Source organism: Burkholderia sp. Z1 (genome assembly GCF_014893795.1).
GTDB classification, from domain to species: Bacteria; Pseudomonadota; Gammaproteobacteria; order Burkholderiales; family Burkholderiaceae; genus Burkholderia; species Burkholderia theae.
The window spans coordinates 1,813,318-1,838,217 of the sequence record NZ_JACFYL010000001.1; the positions used below are offsets into that span (position 1 = coordinate 1,813,318).

Below are 24,900 nucleotides of genomic sequence, written 5' to 3' on the forward strand. Positions count from 1 at the left end.
GCCGTCCGTTCTGAGACTTTTTTCTTCGGAGCGATCAACCCGATGAGCATCACTGCAATCAACGTGCGTAACCAGTTCAAAGGCAAGGTGAAGGAGATCATTCGCGGGCCGGTGGTGTCCGAGGTCGACGTCGAGACGCCGTTCGGCATCGTCACGTCGGTGATCACGACCCGTTCGGTCGACGAGCTTGAACTGAAGGTCGGCGCGGAAGTCGTCGCGCTCGTGAAGTCGACCGAAGTATCGATCGCGCGTCTCTGAGCGCGCGTTTCCCGCGCCGGTGCGGCGCTGGCGGGCAGCCTTGCCCGTTGGCGCCCGCCGCGCGGCATTCCCGCAGCGCGTTTGCCTCGATATTCGGCGTCCGGACGAAGTGCTAGGATGGAACGACACCTACGCCGGAGGCCAACGAATGACCCCCATCCTTTCCCCGGAAGCCATCGAGGCGCTGAAATGGATCGACCAGTTCGGCGAAAGCCGGCCGGTTCCCGCCGCGTTCGACGACGTCGTTTATGCGTTGCTGAACGAGGGGCTGATCTATCAGGCGACGGCCGACAGGGTCGACCTGACCGCGGATGGTAAATCCTTTTTGTCTGACGAATACGATTGAGCGCACGGCGCCGGCTGCAAGGGCGGCCGGCGCCGTGTTGCCACGGAGCGTGCGATGGAACCGAGAGGCAGCGACCTCGGCGATTTCAGCGAGCCGTACCGCGGCTTCGAGATCGAGGTGAAGACCGAGCAGGTCTGGGACGGCGAGCATGCGCACTACCGCGTGCTGCAGGGCGATGCCGTGCGGATCGACTGGCGGCTCGTCAAGGTCGACGGCGTGCTGCTGACCGAACGGCGGGTGATCGAGCGTGTGCTGGACGAGGCGCGGCGGGCGGTCGATGCGGAGCTGGGTGACGGGTAGAGCGGGTGTCGGGCCGGCACGGCCCGTGTTGCGGTAAAATAGCGGGTTGTGTCCGCGCCGCCTGGCCTGTTGCCCGAATTCCATGTCTGTTCCGTCCTCGCTTCCTCCCCGCCGCGTATCCGTCGCGCCCATGCTCGACTGGACCGATCGCCATTGCCGGTCGTTCCACCGTACGCTGACGCGCGATACCTGGCTGTATACGGAGATGATCACGACGGGCGCGCTGCTGTTCGGCGATGCCCAGCGGCATCTCGCGTTCACGCCGAACGAATCGCCGGTCGCGCTGCAACTGGGCGGCAGCGAGCGTGACGATCTTGCGCGCGCCGCGAAGCTCGGCGAGCAGTGGGGTTACGACGAAATCAACCTGAATTGCGGGTGTCCGTCCGAGCGCGTGCAGCGCGGTGCGTTCGGCGCGTGCCTGATGAACGAGCCGCAGCTCGTCGCCGACTGCGTGAAGGCGATGCGCGATGCGGTGTCGGTGCCGGTCACGGTCAAGCACCGCATCGGTGTCGATGCGGTCGAGGACTACGCGTTCGTGCGCGACTTCGTCGGCACGGTGGCCGAGGCCGGTTGCGAGACGTTCGTCGTGCATGCCCGCAACGCGATCCTGAAGGGGCTGTCGCCGAAGGAGAATCGCGAGATCCCGCCGCTCAAGTACGACTATGCATATCAGTTGAAGCGCGATTTTCCGTCGCTGGAGATCGTCATCAACGGCGGCATCAAGACGCTCGACGAGGTCGCGCTGCATCTCGAGCATGTCGATGGCGTGATGCTCGGCCGCGAGGCGTATCACAATCCGTACGTGCTTGCGGATGTCGATGCGCGCTTCTATGGGTCGACCGCAGCGGTGCCGACGCGCGAAGAGGCCGAGGCTCAACTGATCGAATATTGTGCGGCCGAACTGAAGCGCGGGACCTACCTCGGCGCGATCGTGCGGCACGCGCTCGGACTGTATCGCGGCATGCCGGGCGCACGCGGCTGGCGTCGTGTGCTGTCCGACAACAAGAAGCTCGCTCGCGGCGATCTGGCCGTGTTCGACGAGGCGCGCGCGCATCTGAACGAAGCCGAAGAATTTTTTGAAAAAAAGGCTTTGCAAGATTCAAAAGACTTCGTATAATCTTGCTTCTTCGCTGCTGAAACAAAAACAGCGGAGAAACAAAGCGGTACCAGTGGTGGCTGTAGCTCAGTTGGTAGAGTCCAGGATTGTGATTCCTGTCGTCGTGGGTTCGAGTCCCATCAGCCACCCCAAAATTCTTGAACAAAACAGGCGCTTCGGCGCCTGTTTTGCTTTCCACGCTATGAATTTCGGAACGGAAAACGTAATTTCGGAATTCACTCCGTCGCGTCAGCGGCTTTCACCTTCCGTCGATCATAGTGCCGATGTGTCGTGCCCGGATTCGCGTGCGCCGCGAAGTCATATGCGTCAGCATCGCGGTTAGCGAGTTTCGTCGTAATCGCGGCGGGCCGAATGTCCTGTAACGAGAAGTAGTCTGGATGCTTCGTCAGCATTAATTCCATGCCGCCCTTGACCGGTCGATTGATTCGATTTGCGATTCGTTGGGCTGCTTCTCGCATCTTCTTTACCGCAAACTCTTTTGCGATCTCGGTATCGTACGATCCGATGTAGCTGTACATCGCGTCTTACCAGACGGACGCCCATCCGCTCTTCGAATACATTTGCCCTTTGCGGTTGGCGAAGAGGAGCAGGCTGTCGACCTTCCGTCCGCGCTTCGCCTTTCTTTCGCTTTGCCCTGACCACGCGCACGCCGGCATCCGTCAGACCGGAGGTGTGGTACGGGCGTACCTCTACGGCGCGGAATCCGGTGAGGTAGCAGAACATGGCGGCGACGCCCATCGTGCGGTGCGGATCAGGAGTCGATCGAGCGTCTCCGCCAACGGGTCATCCGGTCCTATCGCGTCGTGCCGGACGGCGGAAATGGCGACGACTACGGCACGTGGGCGCTTGAGGTTCCCGGGGTAACGCGTGCGTGGTGCCGGCCGCGTTATATGGGGCTTGGCACGGTCGGCGTTGTCTTCATGCGAGACGACGATCCTAATTCCGTTCCCAATGATCAGGCGTGCACGACAGTGAAGGCATACATGAAAGGCAGCGGCCGGTGACGGCGGAGTTGTACGTGCTTGCGCCGAAGCCGCGAGGGATCGATTTCGAGATTCGGCTTTCGCCCGACGACGACGCAACACGTGAAGCCGTCATGGGAAGTCTGTCGGATCTGCTGGAGCGCAAGGGCGCGCTCGGCGTAGCCATTCTCGAATCGCACCTCAGACAGGCGATCAGCGGGGCGCGAGGTGAGCACGACCACAAGCTGCTGCAACCAGTCGACGACGTTGGGTTACAGCCCAATGAGATTCCCGTGATGGGGGCAGTGAAATGGCGGTGAAGGATGAGGCGGATTATCTGGGAATGCTCCGCGTACTGCTCCCGCCTGGTCCGGCATGGAGTGCCGAACTCGCGCCGCAAGTACATCGTGTGCTTGCCGGACTGGCACCGGAATTTTCTCGCATCGACGCGCGTGCACGCGTTCTGCTCGACGAGATTGACGCGGCGACGGCGCGCGAGCTGGTGCCGGATTCGGAGCGTGTGTGTGATCTACCCGATGAATGCCTTGGGTCGGCCCAATCGTTCGAAGAGCGACAGCGCGAGGTGCGTAAGCGACTGTTGGGCGGTGGCGGTCAACGCGTTTCGTTTTTTGAGTCGCTTGCGCATGAGAACGGCTACCCCGATGCTTGGGTCGAGGAACATCGCGCGCCGCGGTTTCGGCGATCGCGATTTGATGTCGCGCGCTTCGGCACATGGGGACAGCAGTTCATTTGGACGACGCATATGGGGCGGCGACGAACGGATGGCCGGCGTTGCGGGTGACGGTTTGGGGCGAGCGGTTCGGCCGCAATCCGAACGTCGGTATCGAGTGCTACATCCGGCGGCATGCGCCGGCGCATACGTTGGCGATTTTTGATTGCGAGGTATAGGGATGGATTATCCAAAGAGCGTGCCGGGCGTTTGCCGATCGTCGCGCATCTTGTCAGAGCGGTTCCCGAGCTGAGCGCTGAAATCGAAGGATTTCGTTCTGCTCAGCCCGAAGTGCGAACTTAGTCCTTCTTGTAGATGTGCTTTGTTTTAGCGATTCCACTCGGGCGAACTGCTCGAACCAGTCCTCGTACGGCCGCGTCCGCTCTCAACACAACGTCGCGGATCGGTTCGTCGGGGCGGCCGCGAAAGGACGTGGGGTGGAAGTAATCTTCGCCGCCTATCGGCCTGGACGAGAAGTAGTAGTTGGATACGCAGCATCGGTTTCCGTTGCTGATGTTCGTCGAAACCGAGTGCCACGAATGCTGATTCGTTACCATCACGACCAAGCGATTGAAACTGCTGGCAATCGTTGTGGGGGCAGCTTTCGTTCCGGATGGCCAGAGTTCCAGGTTGCCGCCGTTTTCCACTTTCCATTCGGGAGTTACGTAGTAAAGGAGATTCAATGTCCTGTAACGTTCCCGATCTTTATCGTGAGAATTATCAAGATGTGGATTGAGGAAATGCCCAGGTCCCATTACGGAAATGCCACCTGCGTATAGGTGCTCGTCGGGCTGGAGCAAGCTTATGCCTGTAATTTCGGCGACGATGTTGACGACATCGGGTTGCTGGAACGCGAACGTGATTTCTTCGAGTATCGGCGAGTGCTCGTTCATCTGAGATGAGACGTACTTGAGCTCTCTTATGCTCTTGCGAAGCATGAGTGCAGACGAGTCTGGGAATGCCGCGTGAATCTTATTCGCAATTTCGACAGGCAGCAGATCGTCGACGTGGAAATAGTTGATCGGTGCCGATGACTCCCATTGCTGCTTACATGCAAATAGGCGGTTCTTGAGTCTAGCCGTCAGCAGGTTGCCGAGTTCCGTCCGGTTCATAAAACGATTTTTCTCTTTACGAAATTCTTTCATATGAGGATAGCACACCCTCAGCGCTGCTACTGATGACCTAGTGGCAGCGTGTACTGAACCCGGCTTCGAGCCGGGTTCTTTCGTTTGCGGAGCGCTCGATGGAACGCTGGAGCGTGCGGTGATGCGCGGGATTGACGCGTTCAAGCCCGCGCGTCTGCGCTGCTTGCCGCGTTTCTCGATCGCCTGGAAGCGATTCGCGGCGACAAGGAATGCCTCTACGTCATCACGACGAAGTTCGGCACGCACTATCCGTGAACCCGATTCAGGATCCAGGCAACCTTTGTGGATCGAATCGAAATTCAATAGTGTTTTTCGAGCGGCCCTTTCACCAACAGGCAATTCTTATAGACCCCAAGCAGTCGGCGAAACGTTTTTGCGTCCATGAATTTGGCGGCAGGTTCCCATGGGTCGTTGTAAAAGACGACCGCGTCCTGAACGCCCGTGACAACGATGACGTGAGCGACACCACGGAAAGCACCGCTCGCCCAGATGGGGCCGTACGTTTTCAGATTGGTTGCTAACCATTCCGCTGTATCTTCGTCGTGCTCTGGCCGCTCGAGGGGTATGAGACCTTCGGCTTTGGCGAGGTCAGTGATCGAAGTTGGAGGGAGCCCCTGATCCTTGAGCCATATCTTCGGCAGGCCACGGCGCGGTCCGGGACGACGGTAATACGAAACCATGCACGCGGCCGCATACCAGCACGCCATATCTCCATGTGGCTGCAGACCTTCGTTTCCCTTCTCCAGCATCAGCCACGTGCCGTCGGAATTCTTTCGCTGACCGACGAGCGGCACATCCAGTATCCGGTAGTTCGGTCGGTTCATTTGCAGTCTCCGGAGTGATGCTATTCGCTGAAGAATAGGAAGCCTTGCAACGGGAAGCAATGGCGGCGGCCTGGGGCGCGATGCCGGGTATTCGGCGACTCAGGCCTTTCCGGTAGCGACATTATGTGCAGCAGCCCGTTTCAGGGGCGGTCCGTTCGTCGTTGCCTTTCTCGCTAAGGTTTGTGTGCCCCGTGCCGTTATCTTTCCTGGACAGCCCTCGTGCCTCGAATGCTGATCCGTTTTCTTGCCTGCTCGCGTACTGCGCGAGCAGGCTTTTTTCGTTTACGGCGGCTTCAAACCGGCAACTTGGCGGAATTGAGCAGGGACTTGGCGCGAACCGACAACGCTCAACAGTCTTTCATTCGTGTAATGTGTCGGCTTCCTCGTGCCCTCATGCTTTGAAGGGCCGTTCGATCCCGACGACCAGTGACGGTGTCGGGATTTTTTTTGCCCGCGCGCGCCGATGTCCCGACGACAAGCCGCCACGGAATGCAATGCCGTCGCGGAGTCTGACGAAGACGCATCGACGCAGGGGCTTCCACAACTGCACCGCACTCACGCCACGCCAAGGCATCGGCCCCGTGGCGACCTTCGCATACCGCAAAGCACGGTATATTTTGCGACAAGACATTCCGATCAATAGAGCAAGCAGAAGGAGTTACCGCCGATGCCGGAAACCCGGACCACGCTTCGAGCCGCGACAGCGCACGACGCAAACGACATCGCTCGCCTGCACACGCTGAGCTGGCAAACCGCATACAGCCATATCCTTCCGGCCGCCTATCTGTCCGACGAGGTGCCGACGGAACACGCGGTCCGGTGGCGGAAATATCTCGATCGCAACGAAAAGGAGTGGGGCCTCGTGCTGATCGCCAAGTCGGATGGCGAGCCCGTTGGTTTCGTCAGTGCCGAACGCCCGGTCGATCCGGCGCTCGGCGTGCTGCTGGACTGCCTTCATGTTCATCCGTCGCATCACGGCAGCGGTACAGGCAAGCGCATGATCGAAGCCGTTCGCGCGTGGGCCCGAACGCTCGGCGTGGACAAGGTCCACCTGCAGGTGCTCGAGGACAACGTACGCGCGATCGGTTTCTACGAGCACAACGGCTGGCAGTTGGCGGGAGTCGAAACGAGCCGCATCGGCCATACGGAGGTCACCGACCGGATCTACGCGATACAGGCCTAGGCGCTCGTCCGCATCCGAACGAACGGTCGCCCGCTATGCAGCGACTCCCGGCCGCGCCGAAGTCACACCGGGTAAAGGCTGGATTCGCTTTGCCGTTACGCGCCGCAATAGCGCACGAGTAAATCGGCTTCCGTCTCGTGCACTTCGACGGGCAGCGTCGTCGCGCCTGCATGGGCAAGATAGCGTGCGCGATGCTGGCCGTTGCGAAATGACGCGACACCGACTTTCGACAGGCCGGGAATGCCGAGCAGCATTCGCGTTCTCGTTTCGCGAAACGTGATGAACGGCATGTCCGGAATCCTGTCCTGGTCCGGATCGAGGAACTCGCGAATACCCGCGGCTTTGCCAGGGGCCCAGTACTGAACTGACGGAAGCACGTAGTCCGTGGTATCGCGGTCGGCACATGCCAGCAGCTTCTTCAGGTCGATCGTCACGACCCGATGTCGCGAGTCGTCGGACGAGAATACCCGCTTGAGGTGCGCATAGGCATAGGGGACGTGCCCGGGAAGCTGGATAATCCAGACATCTACGCCGTTCTGTTGTGCGCGGGCGAGTGCCATTGTTTCCTCTGGTGGTGCAAGCGGTCTTTGTGGCCGGAGTTTAGCAGCGCGATTGCAACAGTGGAGCAGATTGATACACGGGATAGGAAAACGGAGCGGCCCGCAGCGGGACTGGAGGCGGCAGCGCAGAAGGTATGGTTGGCAAAGCGGATGCGGTCATGCGTCGGTGGTCGATATCGATGGGTCACGAGAATATCGCGATACTGCCAGCGGGAATGACACGCCGCACGAAATTCATGCAAGATTCACATGGCATCGCGAAGTCGGGCAGGCGCGGATCATCATAAGAACCGAGAGGGCAGATTGACCGGAGAAAAGCATGGCGTCGAAACTTGAGATCGAATACCTCGATTACTGTTTCACTGCGACGCTCGAAATCAGGGAGTCCGGCCGGACCGGCGTTGTCGACTGGCAGCTCGAATCCGATGCGCGAAGCAAGACCCTTGCGTGGATCGTGTTCGATCGCTTCCTCGAACGGAACGACTTCGCCGATGAGGAAGATGCGCGCGCAAATATCGTCGACTGGCTGGAGCGGCTTGCGGATCCGAGGTCGGGTGCGTCAGCGGAAATTGCGAAGGCGAGCGTGGTAGCTTCGGGCGCGGTGGCGGCAACTTCATCGACTGCCGAAATCGTCGGCGAGACCGTCATTGAAATCGCCAGCGATCTCGACTGGATCGATATGGTTGCCGACTGGTTTTCCAGCGGTTCGCCTTGATGACGAAACCGAGGTGTCGTGACGCAGGTTATCGTGCTCGTGAATTACGGCGTCGAGAAATGCCGTATAAGAAAACGAAACCGGAGTCACGGTAAAAAATAGAATATCCCTGCTTTGACAATACACGCGACTGACCGGAAACTGAACCCGGATCTGAATACATCCGCTTGAATCAAATCAAGATCGAACTCCAGATATGAAATGAAGAACGCTGCTGACGGCTGGCGCGATCATTCATTACCGATGCCCGCCTGACAAGCTGCACAGCAATGCTGTTCAGCGGCGGCGGATATGAATGGATTGTCGACCGATTTTTCGCCAGCGAGGGCGGCAAGAAATATCGGGACATTTTCGACATGCCCGAGCATCTCGGCGCCGTGCTTCCATGGTCTTTCCGGAAATCGATTGAGGCGTCTCCATACCAGCGGGGCGGTGGTGTTGTTGCCCGTCATCGCAGTGATGCTGGCCGCGCGGCACGCGAGCCTGCCGGTTGCCGCGGGATTGTCACCAAATGGTGAGTTGCCGCACAGACTGTTGCGCGGCCCCCGATCACAATTTGGCAGGTTGACCGTTCTTCCCCGGCCCGGTCAACCGTTTCCCCGCTCGCTCGCGCAGGAGCGGGGCTTTTTGCCCGTCCGACGCCGGAAGGTGCGTCGGCGGAACCGGACAGGCGTTCGGCAGGCTGCGCAATCGCGCCCCGGCATCCGTTCGCCTGATCCGTACGAATCGCTTTCCTCGTGCCTGAGCGAACCCTCAGGCCCATCGCCGGTTTCGGCCGGCGATGCCTTGGTCCCGGCGGCGCGCAGCCACGCTGCCGGGATGTTTTTTGCACCGAATGCGCTGCATCACGTCGTGCGCTGCGCGCATGTCGACCCGCTCAGCCTGTCTGTTCGACGCTGGTTTCCCATCCGTCGTATTCCCCTCCGAGCGAACGCACCTCGCGATTGATCGCGATCGTATGTCGCGTGATGTCGGCCAGCGCCATGGTGCCTTCGTGCGAGAACCGTACGGCCGACTTGCCGTCCTCGGTCGGGGCGACCGATTCGACCGGATAGCCTTTCGCTTCGGCCCAGTCCGCGAACTGGTGCGCGTCGCTCGGGTCCTGAAAGTACGCCCAGTGCATCACGCGCCGGCTCACGTCGCTGGCATCGCCTTTCTGCCGCAGCGCATCCAGCACACGCATGTCGCGCATGATCTGCCAGTCGTCGTCGGTCGGGTAGAGGGTTTGCCAATACGCTTCCTTGTCCGGATCGTCCTGGTGCGCGTACTGAAGCGCGTAGGTCGTCTGATCGGCCAGCGAGTCGACGATCTCCGCCGCCGCCTCTTCGTCGAACGGCACGTAGAAAAGGAAATCCCGATTGCCGTCGACGGTGATGCGGCCGACTTGCACACCGCCTTTCGCGGTGATCGTGGCGTCCAGCAGATCCTCGATCGCTGTGAGGTCGGCGAACTCGTCGCCGGTCGGCAGGCCTTCGGGCGTCGGATGCGCAAAGGGAACGCGCACGCTGAGCAGCGACGTGCGCGGATCGCCTTCCGCGATTTCCGCAAAGCTGTGGTTGAAGCTGATGAAAGCCTGATGGTCGCCCATTCTGGCAGGGAAGGTTCCCCAGGCGTCGGTCATGTGTTTCTCCCGTACACGATTGTCTGTTGACGGTTGCAAAGCGTCCCAATGTATCATCGAAAATCGCGTTGGCCGAAGAGGCGCACATGATCGCGAGTCTGGGCATTCTGGTGCCGGTCGAAGAGGATCGCTATCGGGCGGTGGTGGATTTCTACCGTCTGGCGCTCGCGCTTCCGGTGCATTCCGACGGTGTGTCGGCCGCGGGGAATCCGTGGCATCGCTTTGTCGTTCAGGGCGCGACGCTGACCGTTCATACCGGCAGGGGCGGCGAGTTTCCGTATCCGGAGTTTCGTCCGACCGGCCATGGAATCGCACTGGCAATCGAAGTGCCACACGTCTCGGAGGCCGTTGCACGACTTGAATCGCACCGCGTCGGCATCCTGAACGACTGGGACTATGGCGATGGCACGGTGGCGATTTCCGTGGCAGACCCCGCGGGTAACGTATGCGAGATCTGGGGTTGCCCGTGACCCGGCGCGTTGGTGCGGCGGGCCGCAAAAATTTCGAAGGAGAATCCGATGTCGATGTTTGCGGTGAATGGTGTCCGAATCGATCCGCTCAGCGCGCGCGTGACGCACGTGCGCTGGGCGGCCGTGAATCCGGCCGACCGGTCGTGGGCGGCCAAGCCGAGCGAGGCGCCGGTGGCGGAAGTGGCGCACGCGCTCGCGTCGGGCAACGATGTCCGTGCGATTTTCTCGGAGTCGGACGCAACCGCGATCGGGCCGCGGCTGAAACGCGTGCTGTATCGCGACGCATCGGAAGGCATCGAGCTTGACATCGATGCAACGAGCGAGTCGCGCACGTTGCGGGATCTTCCGCAAATCTGACCGGAGCGGCAAGCGCAGGCGGTAGCAGGTGCTGCCGCATCGATTGCGGCAGCTGGCCGAAAGGCCGGCTCGCACAACGCCGATCGCGAGGAGTAGTATCGGACAACCGCCATGCTGTCGTGCTGTTGCGCCGAACGGTTTGATGCGCCGCGCGACTGTCGGCGAGCCAGTACCCGAAGCGAATATCGCACACGCGCCCGAGACCATGTCCAGACCGCTCATCGCCCCGTTGGTATCCGCGCTTTGTCTGGCGCTCTCGGCCTGCCAGACCGCGTCCGAGCCGGCTCCGCTGCCGTCGCCCGAGACCGCGTCGGCAGCCGTTCCGGCGTCGTCGCCGGCCACACCGATCCGCGGTATCGGCCTGGCGCCTCATCTGGCGGGGCAGAGTCACTGGGCCGTCGGTCAATGCACGACCAATGGCACCGTCAAGGTGTGCAATTGACCGACGCTGACCGAACGGTGTCCGTTCCCTGCGAATGAAAGCGTGTGAGTGCGCGGTGACGCAGGACTTTCCCGGCCGCAACGAATTCTTGTCGACAAGGCGCTCGTCGCCGATCCCTGTCTTCCGGTTCGTTCCCGGCGTGTTGATAGGGCGCCCGACCTCGATGGGCCGATTGCCGTCGATGCAATTGATTGAGCGATGAACAGCGAACACGAAACAAACGATTCGGGCTTGCACGTCGATCCCGTCGCGGGAACGGTCATCGGCCAGTTGCCGGTCACGCTGGCGGTCGATAGCCGGAGCCTGAAGAAAAGGGCAATCGTCTGCGCAGTGCTGGCCGCGGCGAGCCTCTGCGGTTATGCAGCGGACCCGACACTCTGGCCGGTTGCGGCGCTGGCCGTGCTGCTGGCGCTGGCGAGTGCCGCCTTCTTCGTCTCGTCGCGGCGCAAGATGGCGCTGCATGTCGACGAAACGGGCTTCAGGCTGATCGGCTCGGCACGTGAAAAACCGGTTACGCCATGGCGCGACGTCACCGAGTTCCGGATCATCAGCGTCGCCGGAAATCGCTACATCGGCTACCAGTTCTCGGCGTATTCATCGCGCACCAAGGTGCCGGGCGGCGTGATGCTGCCGATCTCCCGGTTTGCCGATCTTCCGCTCGACGCGGTGGCCGGATTGCTGGAGGCATGCCGCCGACAGTTCGGTGTGCCGGAAGAGCGGGCCGACGACGCCTTGTGAGCGCGGCCTGAGCGACCCGCCCCTCAGGAAAACAAAAAAATGTCGGGGGCCATGTCGATTTCCGTCGGGTTCGTCCGTCGTAGCATCGGAGGCGTGCGCATCGCGCGTCCGTCCCGTTTTCCGATACGACAACCGACTGAAGGAGCGACACCCATGTCCACGTCCGTCAAACCGATCCCGGAAGGGATGCGCACGCTGACGCCGCACCTGATCTGCGCCGGCGCAGCCGCCGCCATCGACTTCTACAAGCGCGCCTTCGGTGCGAACGAACTGTTTCGCCTGGCGATGCCCGACGGCAGGCTCGCACACGCGTGCCTTGCGATTGGCGATTCGACACTGATGCTGGTGGATGAAATGCCAGAGCACGGCGCGCTCGGGCCGAAGGCGCTGAAAGGCACGTCGGTCTGCCTGCACCTGTACGTGCCGGACACCGATGCGGCGATCGCAAAGGCCGTCGCGGCCGGTGCGACGGTCACGATTCCGGCCGCCGACATGTTCTGGGGCGATCGCTACGGACAGGTCGAGGATCCGTTCGGACACCGCTGGTCGCTGGCGACGCATCAGCGCGACCTGACGCCCGAGCAGATCGCGGAGGCGATGGCCAGCGCACCGCCGTGCGGAAGCTGACATAGCCGCGTAGCCGCGGTTGAACGGCAGGGTGGCGGCACAGGCCCGCACCCGGTTCGCCCGCGGTCACGTGCCGGCCGTCTTGCCGCGCTGCTTGTCCTCGTACATCCGGCGATCGGCCGATGCGAGCAGGTCGGCCACCGCGTGATGGCGCGCGGGATCGTATGCGACGTGCCCGACGCTGAACCGGATCGCGTAGCCGCGCGCGTCGGCCGCGTTGCGCAACGCGAGCGCGTGCGTCACGCGTTCGACCGGCTCGACGGCGTCGGCCGGATCGGTGGCGCTCAGCAGCACGACGAACTCGTCGCCGCCGAGCCGTGCGATCACGTCGCCGTCGCGCAGCGCGCCCGTCAGCGTATCGGCGAATGCCTTGAGCGCGCGGTCGCCTTCGGCATGGCCGAAGCGGTCGTTGATGGTCTTGAAATCGTTCAGGTCGAAGAACAGCAGCGTGGCGTGACGGCCCAGGCGATCGCACAGGCTCAGCACGTGGCGGGCCAGGATCTCGAAGCCGCGCCGGTTCGTCAGCTGCGTAAGCTCGTCGGTGGTCGCGAAATGCAGCGCGGCGATCTCGCGTTCGGTCATGTGGGCGAGATCGCCGAGCAGCGCGAGTTCGTCGGGCTCGAGCGAACGCGGCCGCGTATCGATCAGGCACAGTGTGCCGATGGGTGCGCCGTTCGGCGCCGCAAGCGGCCGGCCGGCGTAGAAGCGGATGCCGGGTGCGCCGGTGACAAGCGGGTTGTCGTGGAAGCGGCTGTCGTTCAGCGCGTCCTGGATCACCATCGTATTGCCCGCGAGCAGTGCATGGGCGCAGAACGATACGTCGCGCGACGTCTGCGTGACGTCGATTCCCGCATGGCTCTTGAACCACTGGCGATTCTCGTCGACGAGGCTGACGAGTGCGATCGGTACGTCGAACAGTCGGCGCGCGAGGCGCGTCAGGCGGTCGAAACGCTCTTCGGGCGGCGTGTCGAGGATCGAGAGCGAATGAAGCGTATCGAGCCGGGCCGCCTCGTTGGCCGGTTTCGGTGCGATTTGCATGGGCCTTGTCTCTTGTCCCGGCTGCGAGCCGGTCATCGGATCGTATGCCGACCAGTATGGCGCATTATTCGGCGCATCGCCAAGCCGGAAGCCCGGTGCGACCGGTTTCGGCTTGATCCGGATCGATGCAGATGCGGTGAGAAGCGGGCGTCATGGGCCTGCGTTTCGTCCCGATACGGAATCGAATGCGCGATGCCTCAAGGTGCTCGGCGGCGTGCCGTAAATAGGACGAGTCCAATCGTTCATCACATCCCATCGCACCATGGTTCGAATTCTGTACGCGGGTTATCTCGCGTTTGCGCTGTATCTCCTTTACCCGATGGTGCAGAACGCGCTGGCATTCGGCACGGATTGCGTGAGCAGTGCGCTGCCGGGGGGCGCCCGCGGTTTGTCGACGCCTTCGGCAAGCGGCGTGGACGGACACGCGAACCGCTGTGCGCCGACCGCGCAGGCCGGTGCCGCAACCGGGCGGCTGCCTGAAATCCATTGAGCGCGGATTGTCGCGCGTGTCGCTCGATGCGTGAGGCGGCGCACTGGCCATTCGGCCGAATTGAACGTCGCGCGATGCTCGCCGATCCTATGGCAACGCGGCGGATCGAATGCGAGCCGGCGAGCGCCGCGCGAAAGTGCGGCGCGCGTCAGTAGCTGGAGCGGTACGGCGTGCCCTGGTCGAAGCGGCTCTGCCAGTGCGCGAGGTAGCGCGATGCGAGTTGCGGATTGTTCCAGACCACCACGACGTTTTCGGAATTGCGGCTGGCGGCCGATGCGCTGTAGTTGAACGAACCCGTTTCGACGTGCTCGGCGTCGATCACGAGGTACTTGTCGTGATGGATCGCATAGGCGTCGATCGTGCGGGTCGGGATGCCGGCGTTCACGAGCAGGTTCAGCGCCTGCTTGCTGCTCTTTGCGCGGTTGCCCTTGTCGTCGACGACCACGGCGACATTGACGCCGCGTCGCTTCGCGGCGAGCAGCGCGCGCGTGACGGGCGGCGACGTGAACGAATACGCGGCGACGCGGATCGAACTGCGCGCGGCGCCGATCGCTTTCAGCACGAGTGCCTCGGCGCCGCCGTCGGGCGAGAACGCCGATTCGACGACCTGCGTCGCGGGTGCTTCGTGAGTGGGCGCGGGCAGCCATCGCGACACGAAGTCGATCGCTTGCTGGAGCAGCGATTCACTTTGCGTCTTGCCGAAAGCGGCGAAGGGTGTGGCGAGCAGGGAAGCGGCGAGACAGGCGGCGGCGAGGCGATTGCGCGACAACATCTTGGACAGCGAACAATTTCGAGACAGCGGGCCGTGAGTGTAACGCAGACGCGGCGGCTCGGTCACGTGCGGATGCGAAGGGATTCGCACGCGCGATGATCGGTGGTCGCCGTGGCAATGACGCAAAGTTGCGTTGTGCGGTATCCGCGTATGCGATCAGGTTGATCGACGGATGTTGCCGACGGCGGCGTGTGATTGCGCTTGCCGTTGCGGGATAGCGATGCGCAAGCAATGCGCGAGCGCGGTCGAGCGGGCGCGTTGCGGCCCGTGATGGAAGCGCGCGTGCAAAGAACGACTCGTCGGCGTCAGTCGATCATGCGCGCGCGATGCGTCAATCCTCGACCGCCGGCGCGCCTGCTTGGTCGGATGCGATCCACCCGGGGCCGGGCTCCGGCAGCACGTCGCGTGCGTCGAGCGGTTCGCCGCAGGCCGAGCACACGGTGACCGCATGCATCAGCTGGCCGCAGGTGCGGTGGCGCAATTGCACCGGTGGCCCCTGGCCGTCGTCCTTCCAGCGGTCGCCCCACGACATCAGTGCGAGCAGGGCCGGGTAGAGGTCGAGACCTTTGTCCGTCAGCCGGTATTCGAAGCGCGGCGGGCGCTCCTGATACGCACGCTTGACCAGCACGCCTTCGTCGACGAGTCGCGCAAGCCGTTCGGCCAGCACATGGCGCGTGACGCCAAGCTGGGTCTGGAACGCGTCGAAACGGCGGCAGCCGAGGAACGCGTTGCGAAGGATCAGCATGGTCCAGCGGTCGCCGAGCACGGCGAGCGTGCGCGCGACCGAACAGTTCAGCGTACCGATGTCATCCCATTTCATCGTCGAGTCTCTTGCGGCGGTTCAGCGAATCAGCGGGTTCGATTATAGAACCCGCCTTCGGTTGCAACGGGCACGGCTGCGTTGACAACGGCCGGCATCGTTGTCAATAATAAGTTCCAATTTAGAACTTACTCGCGCGGCGACGCGCTTTCAACCCGGAGACACCCCGATGAATCCGCTTTCCCTGTCCGGTCTCGATCTGCTGCGTGCCGCGGTGGCGGGCGACGCGCCGCTCGCGTCGATTTCCGAGACGATCCCGATGCGTCCGCTGGACGTCGAACTCGGCTATGTGAAGTTTTCGGCGCGCGCGGACGGCCGGCACCTGAATCCGCTTGGCGGCGTGCACGGCGGGTTCGCCGCGACGGTGCTCGATTCGGTCACGGGTTGCGCGGTGCATTCGATGCTCGACGCGGGTGTCGGTTACGGCACGGTCGATCTGCATGTGAAGATGCTGCGGCCTGTGCCGCGCGACGCCGACCTGATCGCGGAAGGGCGCGTGATCCACCTGTCGCGCTCGCTGGGCGTCGCGGAGGGCACGCTGAAGACACCGGACGACAAGATCGTCGCGCATGCGTCGGCGACCTGTTTCATTCAGCGGCCGCAGTAACGAGGGCGCCAGGGCCGTCGTCCGCGCAGGCGCGTGAACATCCATGGCGGCGAAGGCCGCCTGTAAGCGTCCGCGGCGCAAGTCTGAAGCGGCCGCTTCAATGTGATAGCGTTTCTGCTTTCCACCGACGCGACAGGAACAGCATGGAATACCGCACACTCGGCGATTCGGGCATCGAGGTCAGCCTGATCGGTCTGGGCACGATGACGTGGGGCGAGCAGAATTCGGAGCGTGACGCGCACGAGCAGATCGACTACGCGCTCGGGCAGGGCGTGACGCTGATCGATGCCGCGGAGATGTATCCGGTGCCGCCGAAGCCCGACACGCAGGGGCGCACCGAGCAGTACATCGGTACGTGGCTCGCGCAGCATCGCGCGCAGCGCGACCGCATCGTGCTCGCGACGAAGATCGCGGGGCCGGCGCGGCAGCCGCACAATCCGCGCCATATCCGCGGCGAGGGCAACCAGTTCGACCGCAAGAACCTGACCGAGGCGCTCGACGGCAGCCTCAAGCGCCTGCAGACCGACTACGTCGATCTCTACCAGTTGCACTGGCCCGACCGCAGCACGACGACGTTCGGCCGCCCGGCCTATCCGTGGGTCGACGACGTCTATACGGTGCCGATCGAGGAAACGCTCGGCGTGCTCGCGGAATTCGTGAAGGCCGGCAAGGTGCGCGCGATCGGCGTGTCGAATGAAACGCCGTGGGGCGTCGCGCAGTTCCTGCGCGCGGCCGAGAAGCTCGGGCTGCCGCGCATCGCGAGCATCCAGAATCCGTACAGCCTGCTGAACCGCACGTTCGAGAACGGGCTGTCGGAATTCACGCATCGCGACGGCGTCGGCCTGCTCGCGTATTCGCCGCTCGCGTTCGGCTGGCTGTCCGGCAAGTACGAGAACGGCGCGCGTCCGGCCGGCGCGCGCATCACGCTGTTCGAGCGCTTCCAGCGCTACAGCAAGCCGCAGGCCGTCGAGGCGACGTCGCGTTACGTCGCGCTCGCGCAGCGTCACGGGCTGTCGCCCGCGCAGCTCGCGCTCGCGTTCGTCAACAGCCGGCCGTTCGTGCGCAGCAACCTGGTCGGTGCGACGTCGCTCGCGCAGTTGAAGGAGAACATCGGCAGCATCGACGTGACGCTGTCCGACGAGATCCTGGCCGAGATCGACGCGCTGCACGAACTGCAGCCGAACCCGGCGCCGTAAACGGCACGCGGCCCGCGCGGCAACGATGCCGCGACGGGCCGCTTCGGCGGCGCATCGTGGCGCCGCCGCTGGCTTCGTTACCGCATCTTGAGCCGCGTGCGCGCGACAAACAGCGCGGCGAGGCTCAGCAGCGCGCAGCCCATCAGATAGAGCGCCGGCGACAGCCGGTTGCCGGTCGTGCTGATCAGCCAGGTGATGACGAACGGCGCGAAGCCCCCGAACAGCGTGACGCCCGTGTTGTAGCTGACCGCGAGCCCCGTCGCGCGCGTCTGCGGCGGGAACAGTTCGGCCATCAGCGCCGGCAGCGCGCCGCAGTACATCGCCTTCAGCATGCCGATCCAGATCAGTGCGGCGAGCATCGTCGCGAACGACGCGTGGCGCGTGAGCCATGCGAACGTCGGCCACACGGAGACGAGCATCAGGACGGCCGCGACCACCATCATGCGGATCCGCCCGGTGCGATCGGACAGGTGGCCGACGACCGGCGTGACGAGCGTCAGCACGAAGCCGGTCGCGAGCGTCGCCGCGAAGCCGGTCGACGCGGGCAGCCCGAGCTGCTTGATCGCATAGGTCGGCATGTACAGCACCATGTAGTTGATCGCGGTCGAGATCACGAGCGCGCCGATCGACAGCAGCAACCGCAATTTCTGATCCGCGAACAGCTCGCGCACGGGCGCTTCGGAGCGCGCCTGCGTCTTGAACTCGACGCCTTCGTCGACGTAGCGGCGGATATACAGCCCGATCGGCCCGATCGCGAGACCGAACAGGAACGGCACGCGCCAGCCCCAGCTTTCGAGTTGCGCGGGTGTCAGCGTGGTCGTCAGCAGTGCGCCGAAGCCGGAGGCGAGCAGCGTCGCGAGGCCCTGGCTCGCGAACTGCCAGCTCGACATGAAGCCGCGCCGCTGCGGCGCGTGCTCGACGAGGAACGCGGTCGAGCTCGCGAATTCGCCGCCCGCGGAAAAGCCCTGCATCAGCCGCGACAGCATGATCCCGAGCGGCGCGAGAATACCGATCGATGCATAGGTCGGCATCAGCGCGATCAGCAGCGTGCCGGCCATCATCATCGCGATCGACAGCAGCAGCGATGCCTTGCGGCCCGCGCGATCCGCGTACGCGCCGAGCACGAAGCCGCCGATCGGCCGGATCAGGTAGGACAGCCCGAACGTACCGAGCGTCAGCATCAGCGACGTTGCTTCGCTCGTCGCGGGGAAGAACAGCTTGGCGATCGTCACCGCGAAGAAGCCGTAGACGATCAGGTCGAACCATTCGAGCGCGTTGCCGATCGACGCCGCGAAGATGATGCGCCGGATCTTCGCGGCGCTGGGGCGGGCGGCTTCCTGCGAGGTCAGGGTGGTCGTATTCATCGTGTGTGCAGGTCCCGTGAAAGGGGCGAAGCGCGTTACAGGGCGGCGCCGGCCGCGGCGGGCGCCGCGCGGCGAACGAGCGGCGCGTCGTCGCCGAGATCCCAGAAGAGGCCGGCCATCATCTGCAGCCCCTCGCTGACGACGCTCGCGAGCAGGTGCTCGTCGGGCGCGTGCTGCGAGCACGCCGGGTACGAGTGCGGCACCCACAGCGTCGGCAGCCCGAGCGTGTCGGCGAACACTTCGTTCGGCAGCGTGCCGCCGAGATTCGGCAGGATCGCGGGCTTCTTGCCGGTGGTGCGCGCCAGCGACGCGACGGCCCAGCGGACCCACGGATCGTCCGGCGGCACGCGCGTCGCCGGCGCGCCGCGTTCGACGTCGATCTCGATGTCGCCGAAGCCGTGCGCATCGAGGTGCGTGCGCAGGTGCGCTTGCAGCGCTTTCCAGTCGGTGCCGACGACGAAGCGCAACTGGCAATGCGCATACGCGACGGGCGGGATCGCATTGACGGGGTGCTCGGGGTTGCCGGCCTTGAACGCGAGGATCTCGAACGTATTCCAGCCGAACACGCGCTCGGCGGCGGACAGGCCGGGCTCGCCCCAGCCGGCATCGAGCGCCGGATCGCCGGGGCCGCCGCCGACGGACAGGTCGGCGAGCGCGTCGCGCACGGCGGCCGGGATCGGCGGCGGGCGCAGCCCCGCGACGCGAATCGCGCCGCGCGCATCGACGAGGCTCGCGAGCGCATGCGCGAGCACGATCGCCGGATTGCGCAACAGGCCGCCCCAGTTGCCCGAGTGGTGCGCGCCGTCGCGGGCGCGCAGGCTCAGCTTGAAGTTGACCGAGCCGCGCGAGCCGAGAAACACGGTCGGGCGCGCGGCGGCGATGCGCGGGCCGTCGGACGCGATCAGTACGTCGGCCGCGAGCGCGTCGCGCTCCTGGCGGCACAGCGCGTCGAGGCCGGGCGACCCGGTTTCCTCACCCATTTCGATCAGCAGCTTCGCGTTGAAGCCGAGCCGGCCGCCGCGCGCGTCGAGCACGCTCGCCAGCGCGGCCAGGTTGATCGTGTGCTGGCCCTTGTTGTCGGCGCTGCCGCGGCCGTACCAGCGGTCGCCGTCGGCCGTCAGCGTCCACGGCGACAGCGGCGCGCGCCACTGCGCGTCGTAGCCGCGCACCACGTCGCCGTGGCCGTAGATCAGCACGGTCGGCAGCGCATCGTCTTCGTGGCGCGACGCGAGCAGGAACGGGCCGCCGCCGTCGACGGGGTTGTCGACGATCCGCGAACTGAAACCGAGGCGCGCGGCCTCGGGGGCGATCTCGTCGGTCAGGTACGCGCGCAGCGCGGCACCGCAGCCGCTTTCCTGGCTTTCGGTGCGCAGGCCGACGCGGCGGCTCAGGGTCGTGAAGAACGCACCGGATTCGAACTGGTTCAGCGCGTGCTGGATGGCGGCGGTACGGCTCAAGTCGGGTCTCCTCGGTCGGGTTCGCGGCGCATGCGGATCACGTGCGCAGCGTGAAGTGCGATCGATTCTAGAAAGCCGTTTTTTTTGTCACAATGATCGAATTTCGAACCTTTCTTTGCCGAAAAGGCAAAGCAGCGCAGCCGGCAGCGGCACGGAGACAGAACGATGGCGGCTTTCCTGCATGGCCTCGCGTTGCGGTATTTCGTCGAAGTGGCGCGCACCGGCTCGATCAGCGACGCATCCGCGCGGCTGCATGTGGCCGTGTCGGCGATCAGCCGCCAGATCGCGAAGCTCGAGAGCGAGCTCGGCGCGCCGTTGTTCGAGCGCCGGCCGCGCGGGATGGCGCTGTCGGAAGCCGGCGAGCGGCTGCTGGCGTTCGCGCAGCGCAGCCTGCTGGAGGCCGAGCACGTGATGAAGGACATCGGCGGGCTCGATGCGCTGCACGGCAGCCTGCTGAAGATCGCGTGCTCGGAAGGGTTCGCGATCGATTTCCTGCCCGGCGCGCTCGCGAGCTTCAAGGCACGCCACCCGGGCGTCGATTTCACCGTGTGGGTCGTGTCGCCGGCGGACGCAACGCGGCGCGTGCGCGACGGCGACGCGGACGTTGCACTGACCTTCAGCCTCGCGCCGGAAAAGGGCGTGCGCGTCGAGCACACCGAACGCGCACCGATCTTCGCGCTGGTGCGGCACGACCATCCGCTCGCGACGCGCGACGCGGTATCGCTCGCCGATGTCGCACGTCACCCGCACGTGCTGCCCGAGGCCGGCACGACGGTGCGCCAGCTGATCGACATCGCGTGCGCGCTCGACGGGCTATTGCTCGAGCCCGAACTGACGAGCAACAACACGGCGGCGATGTACGGCTACGCGCGGCGCACCGGAGCCGTGATGTTCACGGGGCTGCTGTCGGTGCGCGACCGCTGCGACGCGGACGGCTTCGTCGTCGTGCCCGTGACGAACCCGCAGCTGCGCGAGCGCAGCATCCAGGTGCAGACGATGGCGGGGCGCGATCTGCCCGCGTCGGTACGGGCGTTTCGCGACCATCTGATCGACGCGATGCAGGCCGCATCGCCGCCGCCGGCCGCCGCGCGCGGCCCGAGACGCCGGCCCGTGAGATAATCGTCAATCCGCCTTCCGCGCCCATGCGGCTCATCGAGCCGCATCGCCCCTGTTCGACGCCAAATTGAAGAACCTGATTGTTACCCTCGATCGCGCCGGCGAGTTCGACGAGATCATCGACGTGCGCACGCCGCTCGAGTTCGCCGAGGACCATATTCCCGGCGCACTGAACGCGCCCGTGCTCAGCAACGAAGAGCGCGTGCTCGTCGGCACGATGTACCGCCAGGTGTCGCCCTACGAGGCGACGCGCGTCGGCGCGGCGATCGTGGCGCGCAACATCGCACGCCATCTCGACACGACGTTCGCCGACCGTCCGCGCAACTGGCGGCCGCTGATCTATTGCTGGCGCGGCGGCAAGCGCTCCGGCTCGATGACGACCTGGTTCAACCTGATCGGCTGGCAGGCACGCCAGCTCGACGGCGGATACAAGGCCTATCGCCGCTCGGTGTGCGCGACGCTCGACACGCTGCCGACGCGCTTTCGCTACATCGCGCTCGTCGGCCATACGGGCTGCGGCAAGACGCGCCTGCTGAACGCGCTGCGCGACGTGGGTGCACAGACGCTCGATCTCGAGGCGCTCGCGTGTCATCGCGGCTCGCTGCTCGGCGCGCTGCCGGGCACGCCGCAGCCGTCGCAAAAGGGGTTCGATTCGGGGCTCGTCGAAACGCTTGGGCGTTTCGACCCCGAATGGCCGGTGTTCGTCGAATCGGAAAGCCGCAAGATCGGGCTCGTGCAGTTGCCGATCGCGTTGATCGACGCGTTTCACGCGGGGCCGTGGGTGCAGGTCGAAGCGGCACATGACGAGCGCATCGCATTCCTGCTCGACGACTACGCCCACCTGTTCGACGCACCGGTCGCGTTCAAGGCGCAACTCCATCGGCTGATCGGCCTGCACAGCCGCGAAGAGGTGGCGCACTGGAATGCGCTGATCGATGCGAACGCGCGGGCCGAACTGTTCACGACGCTGATCGACAAGCATTACGATCCCGCGTACGCACGCACGTACCGCGCAACGTACAACAAGCCGAACCGGGCGCTGACGTTCGCTTTCCGGCCCAACGCGGCCGACGTGCGCGATCAGGCGCATTCGCTGCTGGCCCAGCTCGCGCTGGCCGGGCTGCCCGCGTCGGCCGCGCTGGCGGCAGGCGCGGAATCCGTTACCGACAAAGACAAATCGACGACCACACGATGACGACCACACGCACCCAACCCAATCCGGCCCTCGGCTGGATGACCTTCCTGCTGATCGCGGTCGCAGGGCTGTTCTATGTGAAATGGTTCCCGTACTACAACAAGGCGTTCGTGGCCGCCGAGCATCATTCGATCGGCCAGTCGATCCTGATGGGCACGTCGGCGGTCGCGCCCGAGCCGTCGCTGAAGGCCGCGCTCGACTACGCATGGGCGTACGGCAAGGCGATCTGGCAGGCAATGGTGCTCGGCCTGCTGCTCGGTTCGGCCGTTCAGGCGCTGCTGCCCGCACACTGGGTTGCGCGCGTGCTTGGCCGCACGGGCTTCGGCAGCGTCGCCGCGGGCGGCCTGCTGTCGCTGCCCGGGATGATGTGCACGTGCTGCGCGGCGCCGGTCGTCGCGGGCCTGCGTGCGCGCCATGCATCGCCGGGCGGTGCGGTCGCGTTCTGGCTCGGCAACACGGTATTGAACCCGGCGGCGCTGGTGTTCATGGGCTTCGTGCTCGGCTGGCACTGGAGCGCGCTGCGCCTCGTGCTCGGCATCGCGATGGTGTTCGGGATCGGCTATCTGCTGAACCGCATTGCGCGTCCTGAAGACCGCAGCATCGACGATGCACAGCTCGCCGCGCTGGCGGCCGAGCAGGCCGCGGCCGGCAATCCGTTCGTCCGCTGGGTGAAGCTGCTTGCCCGCATGGCCGTGCGCCTCGTGCCCGAATACATCGTGCTCGTGCTGCTGCTCGGCGCCGCGCGCGCATGGCTGTTCCCGCATATCGGCCCGGACATCGGCAATCATCTCGGCTGGATCGTCGCGTTCGCGGTCGCGGGCATGTTGTTCGTGATTCCGACGGCCGGCGAGGTACCGATCATCCAGGCGATGCTGTCGCTCGGCATGGGCGTCGGCCCGGCCGCCGCGCTGCTGATGACGCTGCCGCCGATCAGCGTGCCGTCGCTCGCGATGCTCGCGCGTTCGTTCAAGCCTTACATGCTGGCGATCGTCGCGGTCCTCGTCGTCGTGTTCGGGATCGCGAGCGGACTGCTCGCGGTCGCGTTCGGGTTCTGACGCGCGCAAGCGATGCGCCGATCGGGCGCGAACGTCGTATTTATCCGGCGCCGCCGCTTCACGCGTGCGGCGCCCTTTACAAGAAGCAAACAGGAAAACGCATGACCCAACCGAAGATCCATCCTCGACTCGAAAAGGCGCTGACGCGCGGCGATCTCGCGATCCGCCAGGCCAATTCCGCGCGGGCAACTGCCGTGCTGAACGCGCTCGGCACGATGATCATCGAAGCCTCTTCAACGATCGGCGTCGAAGCCAGCATCGACATTCCGCAGGGCGACCGCATTTACGATCCCGTCAACGGCCTGTGGCCGCAGAAGATGCTGGTGTCGTTCGACGGCCCGGTGGACGAAGCCGACGCGGACGAACTGCGCACGGTCTATCTGGTTGCCGACGATCCGGGTACGCAATTCCGCGTCGAATGGCATCGCGCGGACGGCAAGCTCGGCCGCCAGGAAGGCGGCCCGCTCGCGACCGTCGCGTTCCTGACCGACGTCGAGATCCCGTGGAGCGACGACGACGAGTGACGTCGTCGCGTGAAGCCGGCGCAACGCGCGCCGGCTGTCAGCGCATCATCCGCCGCCGGAACAGCCACGCGGACAGCAGGAATCCGCCGACCGCGTAGCCGGCGAGCACCGCGATATGCAACGCGACGTCCGTCGCCGGGCGGCCGAGCATCGCGGGCCGGATCAGCTCGACCGCGTTCGCGAGCGGCAGCGCATGCGCCGCATGCTGCGCGATCGGCGGCAACTGCGTGATCGGGAAGAACACACCGGACAGCAGCAGCATCGGCGTCAGCACGAGCGTCTGATAGAACATGAAGAAATCGTAGGACGGCGCGAGCGCCGTGACGATCATCGCGATGCTCGCAAACGCGAGGCCCGCGAGCGCGATCACGGGCAGCGCCGCGAGCATCGACGGAAACCGCGCATAACCGAGCGCACCCGCGACGAGCATGATCGCGACACCCGACAGCATCGCCTTGCTGGCACCCCAGACGATCTCGCCGAGCACGATGTCGCCGAGCGCGAGCGGCGTATGCATGATCGCTTCCCAGGTGCGCTGCACGTGCATCCGCGAAAAGCCCGAATACATCGACTCGAAGCTCGCGGACATCATCACGCTCGACCCGACCGTGCCGGCCGCGAGGAACGCGATATACGACACGCCGTCGACATGGCCGAGCATCAGGCCGAGCCCGAAACCGAGCCCGAACAGATAGATCATCGGATCGGCAAGATTGCCGAACATCGACGCGAGCGCGAGCTTGCGCCAGACGAGATAGTTGCGCCGCCAGACGGCAACCCAGTTGGTTGCGTTCGCGGGCATCGCGATCGCGAAGCGCGACTCGCGCGGCGGTGCCGACGGTGCGGCTGCGGAATAGTTGCGGACGTCCAT

Annotated in this window: 31 protein-coding genes, 1 tRNA gene and 1 pseudogene; 21 read left to right on the forward strand and 12 right to left on the reverse strand. The window is 64.5% G+C overall.

Annotated features, from left to right (window positions below):
• Nucleotides 1–42 precede the first annotated feature (42 nt).
• The 5 genes from H3H55_RS08370 to H3H55_RS08390 all read left to right on the forward strand — a co-directional run bounded on the left by H3H55_RS08370 (nucleotide 43) and on the right by H3H55_RS08390 (nucleotide 2,152).
• Nucleotides 43–258 carry a TOBE domain-containing protein gene (locus H3H55_RS08370; protein WP_006400187.1) on the forward strand — a complete coding sequence of 72 codons (216 nt, stop codon included), beginning with the start codon at nucleotides 43–45 and terminating at the stop codon, nucleotides 256–258.
• 148 nt (nucleotides 259–406) lie between these two features.
• Nucleotides 407–604 carry a hypothetical protein gene (locus H3H55_RS08375; RefSeq protein WP_048243884.1) on the forward strand — a complete coding sequence of 66 codons (198 nt, stop codon included), beginning with the start codon at nucleotides 407–409 and terminating at the stop codon, nucleotides 602–604.
• A gap of 54 nt (nucleotides 605–658) precedes the next feature.
• Nucleotides 659–904, forward strand: a complete 246-nt coding sequence (locus H3H55_RS08380) for a hypothetical protein (protein WP_193098282.1) — start codon at nucleotides 659–661, stop codon at nucleotides 902–904.
• A 130-nt stretch (nucleotides 905–1,034) separates the two neighbouring features.
• A complete protein-coding gene (dusA, locus tag H3H55_RS08385) occupies nucleotides 1,035–2,021 on the forward strand; it encodes a tRNA dihydrouridine(20/20a) synthase DusA (RefSeq protein ID WP_264299660.1) in 987 nt (328 codons plus the stop codon).
• 55 nt (nucleotides 2,022–2,076) lie between these two features.
• A tRNA-His gene (locus H3H55_RS08390) sits at nucleotides 2,077–2,152 on the forward strand.
• An 84-nt stretch (nucleotides 2,153–2,236) separates the two neighbouring features.
• Here the strand turns inward: H3H55_RS08390 and H3H55_RS08395 are convergent.
• Nucleotides 2,237–2,539: a hypothetical protein gene (locus H3H55_RS08395; RefSeq protein WP_193098284.1), complete on the reverse strand. Its 303-nt coding sequence runs from the start codon at nucleotides 2,537–2,539 to the stop codon at nucleotides 2,237–2,239.
• A gap of 267 nt (nucleotides 2,540–2,806) precedes the next feature.
• Between H3H55_RS08395 and H3H55_RS37265 the strand changes: the two are divergent.
• Nucleotides 2,807–3,303 (forward strand): annotated as a pseudogene (locus H3H55_RS37265) (baseplate J/gp47 family protein).
• Nucleotides 3,294–3,785 carry a putative phage tail protein gene (locus H3H55_RS08410; RefSeq protein ID WP_226799982.1) on the forward strand — a complete coding sequence of 164 codons (492 nt, stop codon included), beginning with the start codon at nucleotides 3,294–3,296 and terminating at the stop codon, nucleotides 3,783–3,785. Before H3H55_RS37265 ends, H3H55_RS08410 begins: the two are co-directional and overlap by 10 nt.
• 227 nt (nucleotides 3,786–4,012) lie before the next feature.
• Here the strand turns inward: H3H55_RS08410 and H3H55_RS08415 are convergent, their stop codons facing one another.
• Together H3H55_RS08415 and H3H55_RS08420 are read right to left on the reverse strand one after the other, a co-directional pair.
• Nucleotides 4,013–5,161, reverse strand: coding sequence for a 2OG-Fe(II) oxygenase (locus H3H55_RS08415; RefSeq protein WP_226799984.1), 1,149 nt, complete (start codon nucleotides 5,159–5,161; stop codon nucleotides 4,013–4,015).
• Nucleotides 5,158–5,682 carry a papain-like cysteine protease family protein gene (locus H3H55_RS08420; protein ID WP_193098286.1) on the reverse strand — a complete coding sequence of 175 codons (525 nt, stop codon included), beginning with the start codon at nucleotides 5,680–5,682 and terminating at the stop codon, nucleotides 5,158–5,160. The genes H3H55_RS08415 and H3H55_RS08420 overlap by 4 nt, the downstream gene beginning before the upstream one ends.
• A 667-nt stretch (nucleotides 5,683–6,349) precedes the next feature.
• Between H3H55_RS08420 and H3H55_RS08425 the strand changes: the two genes are divergently transcribed.
• The gene (locus H3H55_RS08425) at nucleotides 6,350–6,865 is read left to right on the forward strand and encodes a GNAT family N-acetyltransferase (protein WP_193098287.1); all 516 of its coding nucleotides are present in this window, start codon (nucleotides 6,350–6,352) and stop codon (nucleotides 6,863–6,865) included.
• A 95-nt stretch (nucleotides 6,866–6,960) separates the two neighbouring features.
• Here H3H55_RS08425 and H3H55_RS08430 read toward each other — a convergent pair whose 3' ends face one another.
• Nucleotides 6,961–7,425 carry a plasmid fertility inhibition factor family protein gene (locus H3H55_RS08430; protein WP_129514472.1) on the reverse strand — a complete coding sequence of 155 codons (465 nt, stop codon included), beginning with the start codon at nucleotides 7,423–7,425 and terminating at the stop codon, nucleotides 6,961–6,963.
• A 319-nt stretch (nucleotides 7,426–7,744) separates the two neighbouring features.
• Between H3H55_RS08430 and H3H55_RS08435 the strand changes: the two genes are divergently transcribed.
• Nucleotides 7,745–8,140 carry a hypothetical protein gene (locus tag H3H55_RS08435; protein ID WP_193098288.1) on the forward strand — a complete coding sequence of 132 codons (396 nt, stop codon included), beginning with the start codon at nucleotides 7,745–7,747 and terminating at the stop codon, nucleotides 8,138–8,140.
• A 230-nt stretch (nucleotides 8,141–8,370) separates the two neighbouring features.
• On the opposite strand, the gene H3H55_RS08440 is transcribed toward H3H55_RS08435, so the two are convergent.
• Nucleotides 8,371–8,592: a hypothetical protein gene (locus tag H3H55_RS08440; RefSeq protein WP_193098289.1), complete on the reverse strand. Its 222-nt coding sequence runs from the start codon at nucleotides 8,590–8,592 to the stop codon at nucleotides 8,371–8,373.
• A gap of 425 nt (nucleotides 8,593–9,017) precedes the next feature.
• A complete protein-coding gene (locus H3H55_RS08445; RefSeq protein WP_129514475.1) occupies nucleotides 9,018–9,761 on the reverse strand; it encodes a DUF695 domain-containing protein in 744 nt (247 codons plus the stop codon).
• Nucleotides 9,762–9,787: 26 nt separating this feature from the next.
• On the opposite strand from H3H55_RS08445, the gene H3H55_RS08450 reads away from it, so the two are divergent.
• From H3H55_RS08450 to H3H55_RS08465, 5 genes are all read left to right on the forward strand, one after another.
• Nucleotides 9,788–10,231 carry a VOC family protein gene (locus H3H55_RS08450; RefSeq protein ID WP_193098290.1) on the forward strand — a complete coding sequence of 148 codons (444 nt, stop codon included), beginning with the start codon at nucleotides 9,788–9,790 and terminating at the stop codon, nucleotides 10,229–10,231.
• Between the two features lie 48 nt (nucleotides 10,232–10,279).
• The gene (locus H3H55_RS08455; RefSeq protein ID WP_048243856.1) at nucleotides 10,280–10,588 is read left to right on the forward strand and encodes a hypothetical protein; all 309 of its coding nucleotides are present in this window, start codon (nucleotides 10,280–10,282) and stop codon (nucleotides 10,586–10,588) included.
• A 205-nt stretch (nucleotides 10,589–10,793) separates the two neighbouring features.
• A complete protein-coding gene (locus H3H55_RS37655; protein ID WP_319022262.1) occupies nucleotides 10,794–11,030 on the forward strand; it encodes a hypothetical protein in 237 nt (78 codons plus the stop codon).
• 198 nt (nucleotides 11,031–11,228) lie between these two features.
• Nucleotides 11,229–11,768, forward strand: a complete 540-nt coding sequence (locus H3H55_RS08460; protein WP_193098291.1) for an aspartyl-tRNA synthetase — start codon at nucleotides 11,229–11,231, stop codon at nucleotides 11,766–11,768.
• A gap of 153 nt (nucleotides 11,769–11,921) precedes the next feature.
• A complete protein-coding gene (locus H3H55_RS08465) occupies nucleotides 11,922–12,395 on the forward strand; it encodes a VOC family protein (RefSeq protein ID WP_048243853.1) in 474 nt (157 codons plus the stop codon).
• 66 nt (nucleotides 12,396–12,461) lie between these two features.
• Here H3H55_RS08465 and H3H55_RS08470 read toward each other — a convergent pair whose 3' ends face one another.
• Nucleotides 12,462–13,433, reverse strand: coding sequence for a sensor domain-containing diguanylate cyclase (locus H3H55_RS08470; protein WP_193098292.1), 972 nt, complete (start codon nucleotides 13,431–13,433; stop codon nucleotides 12,462–12,464).
• 262 nt (nucleotides 13,434–13,695) lie between these two features.
• On the opposite strand from H3H55_RS08470, the gene H3H55_RS08475 reads away from it, so the two are divergent.
• Nucleotides 13,696–13,923: a hypothetical protein gene (locus H3H55_RS08475; RefSeq protein ID WP_129514480.1), complete on the forward strand. Its 228-nt coding sequence runs from the start codon at nucleotides 13,696–13,698 to the stop codon at nucleotides 13,921–13,923.
• A 148-nt stretch (nucleotides 13,924–14,071) separates the two neighbouring features.
• Here the strand turns inward: H3H55_RS08475 and H3H55_RS08480 are convergent, their stop codons facing one another.
• Nucleotides 14,072–14,695, reverse strand: a complete 624-nt coding sequence (locus tag H3H55_RS08480) for a phospholipase D family protein (RefSeq protein WP_193098293.1) — start codon at nucleotides 14,693–14,695, stop codon at nucleotides 14,072–14,074.
• A 331-nt stretch (nucleotides 14,696–15,026) separates the two neighbouring features.
• Entirely contained in the window at nucleotides 15,027–15,515 is a 489-nt protein-coding gene (locus H3H55_RS08485; protein WP_193098294.1) for a winged helix-turn-helix transcriptional regulator, read from the reverse strand.
• Nucleotides 15,516–15,684: 169 nt separating this feature from the next.
• Between H3H55_RS08485 and H3H55_RS08490 the strand changes: the two genes are divergently transcribed.
• Complete coding sequence (locus tag H3H55_RS08490) at nucleotides 15,685–16,122, forward strand: PaaI family thioesterase (RefSeq protein ID WP_129514482.1); 438 nt, start codon at nucleotides 15,685–15,687, stop codon at nucleotides 16,120–16,122.
• A 143-nt stretch (nucleotides 16,123–16,265) separates the two neighbouring features.
• On the forward strand, nucleotides 16,266–17,318 hold the full coding sequence (locus tag H3H55_RS08495; RefSeq protein ID WP_193098295.1) for an NADP(H)-dependent aldo-keto reductase: 1,053 nt from the start codon (nucleotides 16,266–16,268) through the stop codon (nucleotides 17,316–17,318).
• Nucleotides 17,319–17,395: 77 nt separating this feature from the next.
• Here the strand turns inward: H3H55_RS08495 and H3H55_RS08500 are convergent, their stop codons facing one another.
• Together H3H55_RS08500 and H3H55_RS08505 are read right to left on the reverse strand one after the other, a co-directional pair.
• On the reverse strand, nucleotides 17,396–18,682 hold the full coding sequence (locus tag H3H55_RS08500) for an MFS transporter (RefSeq protein WP_048243839.1): 1,287 nt from the start codon (nucleotides 18,680–18,682) through the stop codon (nucleotides 17,396–17,398).
• Between the two features lie 35 nt (nucleotides 18,683–18,717).
• Nucleotides 18,718–20,139, reverse strand: a complete 1,422-nt coding sequence (locus H3H55_RS08505) for a M20 family metallopeptidase (protein ID WP_193098296.1) — start codon at nucleotides 20,137–20,139, stop codon at nucleotides 18,718–18,720.
• Nucleotides 20,140–20,304: 165 nt separating this feature from the next.
• Here H3H55_RS08505 and H3H55_RS08510 point away from each other — a divergent pair, with 165 nt between their 5' ends.
• The 4 genes from H3H55_RS08510 (at nucleotide 20,305) to H3H55_RS08525 (ending at nucleotide 24,029) form a co-directional block, all read left to right on the forward strand.
• On the forward strand, nucleotides 20,305–21,258 hold the full coding sequence (locus H3H55_RS08510) for a LysR family transcriptional regulator (protein ID WP_129514485.1): 954 nt from the start codon (nucleotides 20,305–20,307) through the stop codon (nucleotides 21,256–21,258).
• Nucleotides 21,259–21,322: 64 nt separating this feature from the next.
• Entirely contained in the window at nucleotides 21,323–22,450 is a 1,128-nt protein-coding gene (mnmH, locus tag H3H55_RS08515) for a tRNA 2-selenouridine(34) synthase MnmH (RefSeq protein ID WP_193098297.1), read from the forward strand.
• Complete coding sequence (locus H3H55_RS08520; RefSeq protein WP_048243834.1) at nucleotides 22,447–23,505, forward strand: permease; 1,059 nt, start codon at nucleotides 22,447–22,449, stop codon at nucleotides 23,503–23,505. The genes mnmH and H3H55_RS08520 overlap by 4 nt, the downstream gene beginning before the upstream one ends.
• A gap of 101 nt (nucleotides 23,506–23,606) precedes the next feature.
• Nucleotides 23,607–24,029: a hypothetical protein gene (locus H3H55_RS08525; protein ID WP_048243832.1), complete on the forward strand. Its 423-nt coding sequence runs from the start codon at nucleotides 23,607–23,609 to the stop codon at nucleotides 24,027–24,029.
• 37 nt (nucleotides 24,030–24,066) lie between these two features.
• On the opposite strand, the gene H3H55_RS08530 is transcribed toward H3H55_RS08525, so the two are convergent.
• Nucleotides 24,067–24,900 (reverse strand): ABC transporter permease, encoded by an 834-nt coding sequence (locus tag H3H55_RS08530; RefSeq protein WP_048243831.1) that lies wholly within the window; start codon nucleotides 24,898–24,900, stop codon nucleotides 24,067–24,069.